Annotated in this window: 11 protein-coding genes; 8 read left to right on the forward strand and 3 right to left on the reverse strand. The window is 61.2% G+C overall.

Annotated elements, in window-relative coordinates; all coding sequences use genetic code 11:
• Positions 1 to 46: 46 nt before the first annotated feature.
• The gene (locus tag IQ25_RS06435) at positions 47 to 1,384 is read left to right on the forward strand and encodes an APC family permease (protein WP_144903905.1); all 1,338 of its coding nucleotides are present in this window, start codon (positions 47 to 49) and stop codon (positions 1,382 to 1,384) included.
• A 93-nt stretch (positions 1,385 to 1,477) separates the two neighbouring features.
• On the forward strand, positions 1,478 to 2,341 hold the full coding sequence (locus tag IQ25_RS21325) for a helix-turn-helix domain-containing protein (RefSeq protein ID WP_144903907.1): 864 nt from the start codon (positions 1,478 to 1,480) through the stop codon (positions 2,339 to 2,341).
• 64 nt (positions 2,342 to 2,405) lie between these two features.
• Here IQ25_RS21325 and IQ25_RS06445 read toward each other — a convergent pair whose 3' ends face one another.
• Positions 2,406 to 3,821, reverse strand: coding sequence for an aminotransferase (locus IQ25_RS06445; RefSeq protein ID WP_144903909.1), 1,416 nt, complete (start codon positions 3,819 to 3,821; stop codon positions 2,406 to 2,408).
• Between the two features lie 170 nt (positions 3,822 to 3,991).
• On the opposite strand from IQ25_RS06445, the gene IQ25_RS06450 reads away from it, so the two are divergent.
• The 6 genes from IQ25_RS06450 to IQ25_RS06470 all read left to right on the forward strand — a co-directional run bounded on the left by IQ25_RS06450 (position 3,992) and on the right by IQ25_RS06470 (position 10,102).
• Positions 3,992 to 5,257, forward strand: coding sequence for a Zn-dependent hydrolase (locus IQ25_RS06450; RefSeq protein WP_258536968.1), 1,266 nt, complete (start codon positions 3,992 to 3,994; stop codon positions 5,255 to 5,257).
• A 296-nt stretch (positions 5,258 to 5,553) separates the two neighbouring features.
• Positions 5,554 to 7,107, forward strand: coding sequence for a tannase/feruloyl esterase family alpha/beta hydrolase (locus IQ25_RS06455; protein ID WP_158637677.1), 1,554 nt, complete (start codon positions 5,554 to 5,556; stop codon positions 7,105 to 7,107).
• A gap of 107 nt (positions 7,108 to 7,214) precedes the next feature.
• Positions 7,215 to 8,438 carry a serine hydrolase domain-containing protein gene (locus tag IQ25_RS06460; RefSeq protein ID WP_144903915.1) on the forward strand — a complete coding sequence of 408 codons (1,224 nt, stop codon included), beginning with the start codon at positions 7,215 to 7,217 and terminating at the stop codon, positions 8,436 to 8,438.
• Positions 8,417 to 8,596 carry a hypothetical protein gene (locus IQ25_RS20985; RefSeq protein ID WP_158637678.1) on the forward strand — a complete coding sequence of 60 codons (180 nt, stop codon included), beginning with the start codon at positions 8,417 to 8,419 and terminating at the stop codon, positions 8,594 to 8,596. The genes IQ25_RS06460 and IQ25_RS20985 overlap by 22 nt, the downstream gene beginning before the upstream one ends.
• Entirely contained in the window at positions 8,586 to 9,077 is a 492-nt protein-coding gene (locus IQ25_RS06465) for a MarR family winged helix-turn-helix transcriptional regulator (protein WP_158637679.1), read from the forward strand. Before IQ25_RS20985 ends, IQ25_RS06465 begins: the two co-directional genes overlap by 11 nt.
• A gap of 146 nt (positions 9,078 to 9,223) precedes the next feature.
• Positions 9,224 to 10,102 (forward strand): nuclear transport factor 2 family protein, encoded by an 879-nt coding sequence (locus IQ25_RS06470; RefSeq protein ID WP_144903919.1) that lies wholly within the window; start codon positions 9,224 to 9,226, stop codon positions 10,100 to 10,102.
• Between the two features lie 39 nt (positions 10,103 to 10,141).
• Here IQ25_RS06470 and IQ25_RS06475 read toward each other — a convergent pair whose 3' ends face one another.
• Positions 10,142 to 11,806 carry a carboxylesterase/lipase family protein gene (locus tag IQ25_RS06475; RefSeq protein ID WP_144903921.1) on the reverse strand — a complete coding sequence of 555 codons (1,665 nt, stop codon included), beginning with the start codon at positions 11,804 to 11,806 and terminating at the stop codon, positions 10,142 to 10,144.
• A 27-nt stretch (positions 11,807 to 11,833) separates the two neighbouring features.
• The gene (locus tag IQ25_RS06480; RefSeq protein WP_144903923.1) at positions 11,834 to 13,504 is read right to left on the reverse strand and encodes an FAD-dependent oxidoreductase; all 1,671 of its coding nucleotides are present in this window, start codon (positions 13,502 to 13,504) and stop codon (positions 11,834 to 11,836) included.
• Between the last annotated feature and the right edge of the window lie 7 nt (positions 13,505 to 13,511).

The raw sequence follows: 13,511 nt of genomic DNA on the forward strand, positions 1-13,511 counted from the left end.
ACCGCGATGTTCGGCCGGACTACATGAAGCAGGACATGCTTGCACAATGACACGTGACCCTCACCGCACTGGCGACACAGTTTCCGGCCATCCAGCCCTGCGCCGCGTGTTCGGCACTGGTTCGCTTGTCATGTTCGGCCTTGCCTATCTTGTACCGCTGACCGTCTTCACCACGTTCGGATCGGTCAGCAAGCTGACGCAGGGCCACTTGCCGCTGGCCTATGTTCTGACAAGCATCGCGATGCTGTTCACGGCAGCAAGCTATGCCCGGCTGGTCAGGATCGTGCCTGCGGCCGGGTCAGCCTTCAGTTACGCCGGAGCGGCTTTCGGGCGCCGTGTCGGGTTCATAACCGGTTGGACCTTGCTGCTCGATTACATCCTGCTGCCCGCGATCAACTACCTGATCCTCGGGATATATCTCGGCGCGCAGTTTCCCTCGGTTCTTGCGCCGGTCTGGTCGCTTGGGGCTATCGCGCTCGTGACCGTTCTGAACATCATCGGCGTGGACGTGGTTCGGCGCGCGAGCATGGCGCTGGTTGCAATCCAGTTGGTGTTTGCCGCTGTCTTTCTGTTTGCCACTTTTACGAGTGCGAGCGTCGTGCCGGTCGCCGATCCCTTCATGGCCGATGCTGGATCGTGGTCTGGCGTCGTGGCAGGGGCGGCGGTTCTTTGCTTGTCATTTCTGGGCTTCGATGCGGTTTCGACCCTGTCGGAAGAGGCACGCGACCCGGCGCGAACCGTTCCACGCGCAATCTTGATGACCACGCTGATCGGCGGGGCCATTTTCGTCGCCCTCGCTTACGCCGGAACAAGCCTGCTGCCCGACTGGCGCATGATAACCGCATCGGACAGTGCAGGCCTTGAAGTGATGCGCCCGCTGGGTGGTTTCATGTCGGCGTTCTTTCTGGCGGCTTATGTCAGCGGATGTCTCGCCTCTGCGCTTGCTGCGCAGGCCAGCGTGGCCCGCGTCCTCTATGCAATGGGCCGCGAGAACGTGCTGCCCCGATCGGTGTTCGGCCAGCTCAGCGCCAGATTTCATACGCCCGTACGGGCAACCATGGTGGTGGCGGCGCTATCCGCCCTGGCCTTGCTGCTCACGCTGGATACGCTGGCATCGCTCATCAGCTTCGGTGCTCTGTTCGCGTTTTCGCTGGTAAACCTTGCCGTGGTGCGGCTTGATGCAATGAGTCACAAGGCCCGGCCGCGGCTGCAGGTCGCTGCGATGGCGCTATGTCCGGCGCTGGGTTTCCTGGCGACGCTGTGGCTCTGGTTCAACCTGTCAGCCCTTGCCCTGATCGTGGGCATCGCTTGGCTTGTTGCCGGGCTGGTCTATGGCTTCATCCGGCAGGATGTGGCCGACCGGGTTGGCGAGGCACTTGGCTGAAGCGGATAGCTGGACACAACTCTTCAGATTGCGCGACGACCGCCCCCAAGTCTGGTAGTGCCCGGTCTGCCGCGTGCAAGAGGAACTTCGGGGATGGGCCAGGCTGCGAACAGGAACGAGAGCGGGGCACGGTCAGTACCGGAAGCGGAAAGCGCGAGTGCCACGGACGATCCGTCCACGCGGTTTGCCTCCGAGCAGGAGTTCGCGCCGGAAGGCGGCAGATATTTCGCACTGCTGGCGGTAGTTCTGGAGGAGCTTGGCGGCAGCAAGTTTCCGGCAGCGCTTGCCCGCCTGATGCAGGAGGCAGGCGGATATGAAACCACCGTCATCGCCGCTTTTCCCGAATCCGGCCGTCCCGTCAGACTGTTCAGCAACCTCTCGCCCGAGGATGAAGAGACGACGCTGCGCCCCTATTTCGACAACACCTACCTGCTCGACACCTGGTACAACATGGCGCGCGGCAAGGTTGCGGATGGCGTTTATCGGTTGGAGGAGCATGTGCCCGACAATTTCCGAGATACCGACTACTACCGCAACTTCTATGCAGCAACGGGGCTGCGCGATGAATGTGGCGTGTTCGTGCGGTTGAGCGAACAGATCTGCATCGTCGCAATGCTGGGCATCCGGTCCGAAGGTTCGCCTCCGGGCAACCTGCGGGATATCAACCTGATACTGCCGTGCATCGCGCCGATTGCGCGCAGGCATTGGGCGGGCCTTTCGACCCTGACCGTGACGTCAAGCGAGAACCTTGAAACGCTGTGCAGCGTGCATGGGCTGGTCGGGCGCGAGATCGAAGTCACCGATCGGTTGCTGCGTGGTTATTCCAACAAGCTGATCGGACGCGAGCTCGGCATCAGTCCGGAAACCGTGAAGGTCTATCGCAAACGCATCAACAAGAAGTTGGGCACCACCAGCGCCCGTGAAGTGTTTGCCATGTTTTTCCGCAAGGCCATCTGACAGCGTGCGGGGGCGCTGGAGAGACGCACCACAATCGCTGATGCGTCTCCCGTCGCCATAAGGGTCACGATGCCATCAAGGCAGGGCCAACCTCCGACATCGTTTCGTGCAGCGTGTCGACGATGATGTCGATCTCGGCCTTGCTGATGACCAGGGGCGGGGACAGGACGATCACGTTTCCGACAGGGCGGACGATGACGCCGCGCTGGCGAGCGGCGACGAAGACCTTGTGCGTCGCACCGGAATCGGGAGCGAAGTTGATGCGCCTCTCCCGGTCCTTGACCAGTTCGATCCCGGCCATGAGGTGGTCGCCACGGACGTCGCCTACCACTTCATGACGTAGCAACTCCTTGAGTCTGGTCTGCATGTAAGGCCCGACCTCGCGGACATGGGAAAGGATGTTCTCACGCTCGATGATATCGATCGTGGCGAGCGCGGCGGCACAAGAGACTGGGTGGCCCGAATAGGTGAAGCCGTGGGACAATACGCCTCCGGGCGCCTGCGGCACAGCAATGACCTCGTGGATCGCGTCGGAGAACAACGTGGCGCCCAGCGGGCAGTAGCCCGAGGAGATGCCCTTTGCGCTGACAATAACATCGGGGACATGACCGAAGCGATCTTCGGAGGCGAACCAGTGACCGAGACGGCCAAAACCGGTGACGACCTCGTCTGCGATATAGAGAATTTCGTTCTCGCGGCACAATTGTGCCACGCGGCGATGGTAGCCAGCAGGAGCGACCAGCACACCGCCTGCCCCCATTACCGGCTCGGCAATAAACGCGGCCACGTTCTCGGCGCCTAGCTGATGGATACGCTGGCGCAGCTCATCGACGAGGTAATCGCAGAACTGGGCTTCATCCATGCCTGCAGGCCGACGATAGAGGTTGGCCGCAGAGACGTGGTGGACGAGGTCCTGCGAAATACGGTCAAAGCCGAGATGGACACCGTGAATGCCGGTCAGCGCCGAGGCGAAATAGGTGGAGCCGTGGTAGCCATCGTTGCGCGAGATGATCTTCTTCTTCGCGTGCCTTCCCAGCCGGTTGAAGTAGTAGTGGATCAAGCGCACAGCAGTGTCGTTCGCGGTCGATCCGCCGGTCGAATAGAACACATGATTGAGAGAGCCGGGCGCGCGCTTTGCCACTTCGGCAGCCAGAAGCGAGGCAGGGACATTGGTGGAATGGCCGAAGGTGTTGAAATACGCCATCTTCCGGGCCTGTTCACCCATCGCATCGGCAATCTCGGTGCGGCCATGACCAAGGTTCATGCACCACAGCCCGGCAATCGCATCGAGATAGGCCTTGCCACCAGTATCAGTCACGGTGACGCCGGAAGCTTCACGGATGACCTGACTGCCTTCCTGCTGGAACGTGGTGAAATCCGTGTAGGGGTGGATGAAATGGTCCTTGTCTGCCAGCCAGGCGCGGTCTTCGGGCCGCTCGTTGGAAGCCGTGTCGGCGATGGCGGCGAAATCTGTGGCCATTGTGCTGCTCCGATAGCATGAAGTCTTGCGTGCCTGATTGGGCGAGGACGCAGAACAGGCAAAGTCACCCGCATGGGGTATTTGCGCCAATGGCATGTACCCTTTCAGGGTAGCTTGAAGGGCAGGGCCGGATGCAGTCATCTGACTGCACGTTTTCCGGAGTGTTCACAGTGAGCCGTCCTGCCTTGCAAATAAACAGCGACCGTCTGTGGTCGACCCTTGAAGAAATGGCCAAGATCGGTGCGACGCCGGCGGGAGGGTGCAACCGGCAAGCCCTCACCGATCTCGACCGGCAGGCGCGAGATCTATTCGTGCACTGGGCGCAAGAAGCGGGTTGCACGGTCGAGATCGATGAAGTGGGCAACATCTTCGCACGGAGGGAAGGGACAGAACCCGATGCGCCTGCAGTGCTTGCCGGAAGCCATCTCGATACTCAGGCAACCGGCGGGAAGTATGACGGCGTCTACGGTGTCTTGGCGGGCCTCGAAGTGCTTCGCGTGATTCACGAGAACGCGATAGCAACCCGCGCCCCGCTGGAAGTTGCGGTGTGGACAAACGAGGAAGGCTGCCGCTTTGCTCCGGCAATGCTTGGTTCGGGCGTGGTGAGCGGAGCCTATACCCGCGACTTTGCGTATGACGTGCAGGACAAGAGCGGCTTGCGCCTGCGCGATGAGCTGGAGCGCATCGGCTATATGGGCGAGCGCGCCGCGGCACCCCGGCCTTACGCGGCGATGTTCGAGGCGCATATCGAACAGGGACCCATTCTCGAGAAGGAAGGGCTGACGATAGGCGCGGTCACGGGCATTCAGGGCGCATACTGGTTCGATGTGACGTTTACCGGCCAGTCCTGCCATGCAGGGCCAACGCCGATGGAGATGCGCCGCGATCCCTGGGATGCAGCGCTGCCCGTCATGGCCGGGGTCCTCGCGCTGGCCAGGGCCAACGGACCGTGGGGCCGAGCAACCATCGGGGACGTGCGGGCCGAGCCGGGTTCACGCAACACCGTGCCCAACACGCTGACCGTATCGATCGACATTCGCCATCCCGATGCCGACACGCTGGAGGAAATGGTCGGGCAATTGCGGGCGCTGGTGGAGCTTGAATGTTCTGCCCACACGATCGAGAGCAAGATCGAGCAAGTCTGGCACATGCCAGCGACCGCCTTTGATCCTGCGCTGGTGGAATGCGTTGCCTCTGCGGCAGACCGCCTTGGTTACAGCTGGATGAGAATGGTCAGCGGGGCCGGCCACGATTCCCTTCATACCGCACAGTTCGCGCCGACGACGATGATCTTCGTTCCTTGCGCCGACGGGTTGAGCCACAACGAGGCAGAGTCTGCAACCATAAGCGATCTTGCCGCAGGTGCGAACGTGCTGCTGCAGGTGATGCTCGAAATGGCCAGTGAGGTGCCAGCCCACCTGACCATCGCAGCTTGAGGGAGTTCTCAACAAGACTGCGAATGCTGGTTCGGCGGAAGTTTATGCATTGAATCAAGTGTCTGACAGGTGTCAGAAAGCTCCTGGATTTTTGCTCTCCAAATTTTCATTGACGACACAATGAAAATTTGGTGTCACTGGCATCACAGTTGGCGGCAGTGACTTGTGTCACGCCAGGCAGCCGTGCGGCTGCGTGCGTTTCATCTGGCTCGTCCGGCCTGGCGGAACATGCCGAGACCCACTGTCGGGGAGATGAGCTGATGAACGCGTCGTTACGACATGCCATGAGAAGCGCCATGCTGCTGGGTGCTTCATGCGCATTCGCCTTCGGCTTGCCCGCAGCTGCGATCCATTCCGAAACCGGGGCACCGGCAGGTGCGTGTGCAAACCTCAAGCGGTTGGGAACCGACGATCTGCGGGTTCTTGAGGCTCACGACGTCCAGGCCGGCGCTGCTCCTGCCTTTTACGGCGAGAACGACGATCTGAAGATGCCGGACCATTGCCTGATGCGCGGCAGTTTTGGCGAGCGCAAGGGCGTGGGAGGCCGTACATTCGAGACACGGTTCGAACTGCGCATGCCGGCCAGGTGGAACGGTCGCTTCGTATTCGAAGGCGGTGGCAACATGGACGGCGTCGACTGGCCTGCGCACGGAACTCTGTTTGGACGCCTTTCACCCAGTGCGCTTGAGCGCGGATTTGCGGTGGTCCGCACCAATGGTGGTCATGTCAGCCCAGGCAACAACTCCACCGATGGAACCTGGGCTCTCGATCAGCAGGCGCGCATCGATTATGGTTTCGTGGCCCTTGATCGCGTGGCGATAGCCGCAAAGCGGATTGTGGCCGAATACTATGGGCGGCCTGCGGAAAGGTCATACTTCGTCGGCTGTTCGAACGGTGGCCGCCAGGCCATGCTCGTGACGCAGAAATTCCCCAGCTATTTCGACGGCGTGGTGGCAGGCAATGCAGCCTTCAATCTCATCCGGATCGCCCCGCGATTGACATGGACGACTGCGCAGTTGCACAAGATTTCGCGTCCGGGCATCGGGGCCTTCACCAAGGCGGACCTGAACCTCGTGGCGAAGGAGGCCGTCCGGCAATGCGACCGGCTGGACGGTTTGGCCGATGGCCTGATCCAGGATATGGCAGCATGCAAGATCGATCCTGCCGTGCTGCAATGCAAGCAAGGCAAAGTGGCCACCTGTCTGTCTGCGGTGCAAGTCACAACTCTCAAACGGATCATGGCCGGGCCGCTCGATGCGCAGGGCAAACCCTACTACGCGCCCCTTCCCTACGGCTCGACGCCTCCGTACTGGGCAGGAGAGCAGGCCGCTGATCCGGTTGCGCCGTCGCTGTTCATGGATACGATGCGCTACTTTGCCACGACACCGGCCAACCCCGGTCTGGATGCACGGCAGGTCCAGTTCCCCGGCGTCTTCCAGAGCCTTGTCAGCACCAGCGAGATCGTTGACGCGGAGGGCACGATGCTCAACAGCTTCGCGCCTCAATCGAAGCTGATCATCTATCACGGCACAGGCGATTATGCCCTTTCGGCGTTTGAACTGACGCGCTGGTATGACCGCCTTGGACAGGACACCGGCGGCCACACACAGGACTGGGCACGGCTGTTTCTTGTGCCGGGCATGATGCATTGCGGCGGCGGCAAGGCCACGGACGAATTCGATCCGCTGGCGGCGATCCAGTCATGGGTAGAGGAAGGCAAGGCTCCCGATCGGATCATTGCCACGGGCAAAGAACTGCCAGGTATCAGTCGGCCGCTTTGCCCGTGGCCAAAGGTGGCGCGCTATCGTGGCGGAAACCCGGCCAGCGCCGAAAGTTTCGATTGCCGGTAAGCGGACGGCATTACGCCTGTCCGATCCAATCTTCGTGAACGGGCCCCGGGACGATGTGTCCCCGCCGTTCTGCTTGGCACCATACGCCCATACTTGAGAGGTAAACCATGTCGCGTATTCGCAAGCTTCTGGCCGTAGCTTTGGCTTCGGGAATGGTTCTTGGTCCGGTGGGGCCGGCGCTTGCAACCGACGAGGCTCCTTCGCACGCAATGCAGGAGTTACGCCGCATCTTCTTTGCTGACCCTCGCATCAACATGCTGACGTTCCATAACATGGACGAAATCTTCCATACCCTCCCGGTCCGCACGCGCGGGAAGGCCAAGCCCATGGCGCGGGCAGAGTTGCCAATCGATTTCAGCTACAGCTTTCGGGGCGAGACAGTGCGCGCCGAGGATTTCCTCGAACGTTCTTTCACCAACGCGCTGCTGATCATCAAGGATGACCGTATCGTCTACGAGCGATACCGGAACCTCACCGGTCCGCAGACAAAGTTTCTTTCGATGTCCATGGCGAAATCAATCACGTCGATCCTGATCGGTGCGGCTGTGCAGGATGGCTTGATCACGTCTGTCGATGATCAGGTCGTTGCATACGTGCCCGAACTGAAGGGCACTGCCTATGACGGAGTTACGATCAAGGACACCCTGCTCATGCGAAGCGGCATCGAGCGCAGCGATCGCTACGATCCCGATCCGAACAGCGAGATGACGCGCCTGCGCGAAGCGACCATGATCCAGAATACGCGGCGTGCCACCGACGAGGCACTGACTGTCAAGCGGCGCGATGAGCCCGGCGCGCGGTTCAACTATTCGACCTTGAACACGACCGTGCTCGGCTGGATCATCGAGAAGGCAAGCGGCAAGACCCTGCCCGAATACATGAGCCGTCGCCTGTGGCAGCCGCTGGGTGCAGAAGCCGACGGTTTCTTCATCACCGACGGGCCTCCGGGCGTCGGACGTGCGACCAACGGCATGGGCTATAACGCGGTGCTGCGCGATTATGGCCGGATCGGCCAGATGATGCTGCACAACGGCAAGGCGAATGGGCGGCAGATCATCCCTGCCGCATGGGTGCGTGAATCCACGGTGCCCATCGGCCCGGAACCTGCAGATGGCGAACAGACGCTTGGTTATCAGTACCAGTGGTGGACGCTGGTCAATTCCAACGCCTACATGGCGGTCGGGCTGCAGGGCCAGTTCATCTACGTTGACCCGGATACGCGCACGGTCGTCGTCAAGCTGAGCTACTTCCCGCTTGGCAATGAAACCCCCTCGGAAGAAAGCGAGGCGTTTTTTCGGGCCGTGTCTTCATGGAAACCAGCATCGCGCTGAGCAGCGCGTTGTGTCAGGCGCTGTCGATGATGAGTCATGGATTGGTGTCATTCTGGAACGGCACAGAAGTGGACGATACCCTCGTCGGCTTCTATGTCGGACCGAGACACGAGTTGGAGCAATCGCTTGCCGACCAAGAAACGAAGCGTGACAGATAGTGCGGCAGCGGCAACCGGCAGCGCGCGGGATCTCAATGGGTGGGTCATGGCCGGTCTGGATTATCCAACCTTCCGGTTGAACCTGTTGTGCAAGCTGATGGACCGCCGCACGCTTCGCCAGTTGGCAGAACGCGCCAACTGCACGTATCCCGAATGGCGAGTGCTATCGCGGCTGGGCTGTACGGTGGGTGGTGCCACGGTACGGCAGATTGCCGAGGCAGCCTGGGCCGATCGCGCCGAGGTGAGCCGCGCGGTAGCTTCGCTCGAGGCGCGTGGTCTTGCGTCCCGGCTTGACAACCCGCAGGACCGGCGTGCTCCGATCCTGTTCCTGACAAAGTCGGGGCTGCAACTCTATCGGCGTGTTCTGGAGATGCGTGGCGCGTTCCACGAGGAGGTCATGGCTGATCTCGATACCGAGGATCGGGAAGCGTTGGACCGCATTCTCGCCAAGCTGGCAGGCCGTCTGCAAGCGATGCCCTGAACCGACGTCCCATACGACAGGCCTGCGAGGCTGGCTCCATTGATGGTGCAATGAACAGCTCCTCGGTCACATGGGGTGCCCCCTTTCGCGTCGGTATCTTGCGAGGATGATGAATGGCGTTGTGGGGGGTAGTTAGAGCCTCGCTGGTGGCCTTGCTTTTGCCGTCCGCCAATGTCGTGGCGGTGCAATCGGTGCGCGCGGCATGTCCGGTTGTCAGCGATGGCGACAGATTGGCGGTGAAGCAGGCGTTCGCCCGGTATCTTGCACTTCTCAATGCCGGTGACAGCAGCGCAAGCGCCTGTCTCGGGCCAACTTTTGCGATAGAAGCGCCTGATGCTCCCGAATTCGCCGAGATACTTCGTGATCCGCGCAGGAGCGGGCGGATTCTGGTAGCCCACCAGATACTCCTGGACGATGGTGGACTCCAGCTTGCCATCGAGATGGAAGCGCGTCCGCTGGACGGAGCTTCTCCTCCGAGGAAGACGATTGCGCGCAGGACAGTTTTCTTCACGCTGCGTGACGGTAAAGTCGATGTTGCTCGCGTTGCACTCGATAACTTCACATCTTTACCGCGCTCGCAAAGCCCGCGTGCAAGACCTGCCGCGCAACTATCATTTGAAAGCCATCTCCCCGCCACGGTTGACCAACCCTTCATGACGAGGGGCAAGTTTGAGGATTACCTGCGACTGTTCGGTATCTTCGACGAGCGATTTGTGCGCTTCTATCATCCGGATGTCGTGTTCGCGATTGCCCCTGCTGCACAGCCATTGCACGGTCGGGAATCGGTGCTGCAACTCTATCGTCCGTTGCGACGGACGCTGGACGAGGAAGTCTTGATCAGGGCGCTGGTGATCGACAGTGAACAGGGTGTGATGGCTGCCGAGATCAGCAACACCATGACAGCGAGAGGCCCGGTGCGCCTCCCGATGCTTCGCATGGAAGCGGGAGATCGGCGCATGGGGTCTGGCGTGATTTTCTATGGTCTGAAAGACGGGAAGATCATCAGTCTTAGGGAAGGCTCCTGAGGTGCGGTGCTGGAAGAAGACTGGGCCAGCCCGAAGGGGTCACCCTGAGCCCACACCACCAGCGACGACACGATAGCGCGAGATGCCCGCCTCGAGCATGTCGAGATCGGCACCGTCGGGCGCGAGGGCCAGCCTGCTTTCAAGGTTGAAGAGCATGGTCGGACGGGTTTCATCATAAGGTTGCCAGGAAGGAATGCCCGCGTGCTGGGGATTGCCGTTGCGGGCGAAGGCCAGCCAGGCGTTGCTCATCTGGCGTTGCATCCGGCGCTGCCCTTCCAGTTCCTCGGGCAGGACCGGCTCTGCACCGATGGTATCGAGGACGAAGGCGATGTCGATTGCATGGGGCGACATCAGCTGTCCATCGCGGGCGCCGGTCGCCCAATCCATCCGGTAGCTCCAGACAGGGGCACCGCGAAGGCTTGCCTGCGCATCGGCGATGCGCCGGGAAAACAGACGTGTCGGCCAATCGGAGCGAACAAGAGCATCCACTTCCCACAAGCTTGCTGCAGGGTGCGCCGCGCGATAATGTGCGAGAATGGTTTGAGCATCGTCGCCGAAGATCGGGGTGAGATCGCGCACGACTTCGGGAACCGTCCGCTGTGGCGCGGAAGGGTGGGTATTGAGGTAGTACTCGGTCATTTCCGTGCGGGTCGAACCGATCATCAGCGGAATGTCGCGTGAAAGCGCGGATGCGCCGTTCCAGAAGGGATGCTGCGGCAAGGTGGTGCCATCGACTACGGGCGCGAAGTCCTGGATCACGCCCATGACGCCGAAGCCTCCGATCTCTTCGAAAATGCGGTGGTATGCACGCATGATCGCGTTGAGCGGCACCTTCTGGAGATCGGCCACACGCCCCGGCCCCACACCCACACCATCGAGAAGTTTCCTGCTGAGCGTCTCGGCATACGCAGGTTCGAGAGCGAGAGGTGCAGGGCCGCTTTGGATGATGGCCTTGTGAAACAGGCCCTGCGCTGCGGGCATGGCCATGAGCAGCGAAACTTTCTGGCCGCCACCGGACTGGCCGAAGATTGTGACATTATCGGGATCGCCGCCGAACTCCTCGGCATGATCGCGCACCCATTGCAGGGCCTGTACGAGGTCGAGGATACCGGCGCTGGCGGAGCCAGAGAACTGCGCGTCCCATTCTTGAAGCCAAGCAAAACCCAGAACGCCGAGGCGATGGTTCGGGCTGACCATTACCACATCGCCATGGCCAGCAAGGTTGCTGCCGTCCTGATAGGCCCCTGCGGCTGACAAGCGCCACAGCCCGCCGCCGTGGAGCCAGACCATTACGGGTCGCTTGCGTCCGTCGCGCAGGGCGGGGGTCCACACGTTGAGCGTGAGGCAATCCTCGCTTTCGATTGTCGTGCCCGACCGGGCAGGTTTTGCATGGTCCGGATCAGCCTGCGGGGAGGCAGGGCCATCTTGCACTGCAAGCAACGGCTCCTTCCATGGCGCGACTGGCGTGGGCGGCATGAAGCGGTTTTCGCCACCAGTTGGGCCGCCATAGGGGATGCCCTTGAAGGCAATGGCCGGACCATGCTTTCGCCCAACGACCAACCCGGCCCGTGTCCGTGCGATAATGCTGTCGGAGCAACGCCGGGTGGCTGCTTGTAGTGTAGCTGGCAGACCCGCCGTAACAGCGCCCAGAAGAAGCGGCGTGCCGAGCGCCTTCATCGCATGGCGTCGGTCGATTGTGGGCATTCTGGCTTCCTTCCGCAGGTCTGCCGGTCAGTGGGCGAGGGCGAGCGCTGGCTGGGCGTGGCCAGACAGGCGGGCAACGAGCGCGTCGACATCTGCCGGAAGCGCATGGCCCCGCCACGCGACATGGCAGTCCGGGCGACTGAGCAGCAACGCATGCTCATAAGCTGCGGGCGGCGCCTCTTCTGTCAGATCTAGAACAGTGAGCGGAAGGCCAGCACGGCTGGCCGCTTGAACCAGGGCCGCGATGTCAGTGTCCTGTTCCAACACCAGAAGCGTGTAGCCTGAACCCATCCGGTCATAGAGCGAGGTTCCATCGGCGAGAAGGAAATGCGGCGTGCGGCATCCGGGCACAGTCGACGGCGTATAGTCGTACATCGTATATGCTGGAGCAGAGGCGCCGTCATAGGCGATGATCGGCGAGGCCGGGTAAAAATAGCCGAAGTTTAGACCGGCGCAGGCAAACTGCTGTACGTGCAGAGCATAGGCCTCGGCCCCGATCCTCGCGCGCATGGCCTCCGCCTCAGGGCCGTCGCTATCGACTTCAGCAGGGATGCTTTGCCGCTCGGCAATCGCTTTCTGCGCGTGGCTCATCGCATAGCGCGAGACCTGGTCAGTGATGGGATGTCGTTCTGCCTCATAGGCATCGAGGATGGCAGGGCTGGCCCAACCATTGATGGTTGCGGCCAGTTGCCATGACAGGTTCATGGCATCGGCAATCCCGGCATTCATGCCATATCCCGCATAGGGAACCCACAAGTGCGACGCATCACCGCAAATGAAGGCGCGACCAGTGCGGAACTTGTCGGCAACGAGGCGGCGGCCGATCCAGTCTTCCTGGCGGATGATCTCGTAGTGGAATTCCTCGTCCACGCCGAGAAGTGCGCGCAACCAGTAATCGCGGTCGACTTCGCCGAAGTCGCTTTCCTGAGGCAACAGATAGTTGTGCAGGAGCCAAGTTTCCTTGCCATCGATGGCAACCAGATTTCCCGCCCTGTTGCCAATGTAGAGATAGCTCATCCACGCAGGATCGTGCTTCATCAGGCCCAGCAATTCCGGCGCACGGAAATATGTCGACTGGACGCGCTGGATGACCGCGTCACCTTCAAGAACGGCGCCAATCTTCTTGCGGATCGTTGAGCCGCCGCCGTCACACCCGACAAGGTACTGCCCGGCAAGGCGAAGTGACTGGCCGGTGCGCGTGTTCCGTGCCACGCAGATTACGGCATCGCCTGCTTCGGTGAAATCCGTCACTTCGACGTCGTTGATCAGCGTGATCAAGGGACTGGCGAGTGCCCGTTCCAGCAGGATCGGTTCGAAGAAGATCTGGTTGACGCGGTGTGGGGGTTCGGCTGTCGGCCACCAGCCATCGGGCACATCCTTTTTCGTGAAGCGATCACGCCGACAAGGGATGGGGATGCGGGTCAATTCACGTCCGGTTGCCTGGGTCCGCACCACGACATCATTGGGATAATCGTCCGGCAATCCGACCGCGCGGACCTCGGAGGCGAAACCAAGCCGGCGAAATGTTTCCATTGTGCGGGATGAGACATGGTTGCAGCGCACCGTTTCGTTGGCGCCTGCCGGACTGCGTTCTGCAACTATGCTGCCCACCCCGTGCGAGGCGAGATCGAGAGCAAGGCACAAACCGACGGGACCTGCGCCAACAATAACGACAGGAGCGGAAAGCGTTTCGGGCATTCTTGGA

The sequence above is a fragment of the Novosphingobium taihuense genome, from assembly GCF_007830315.1.
Classification (GTDB): domain Bacteria; phylum Pseudomonadota; class Alphaproteobacteria; order Sphingomonadales; family Sphingomonadaceae; genus Novosphingobium; species Novosphingobium taihuense.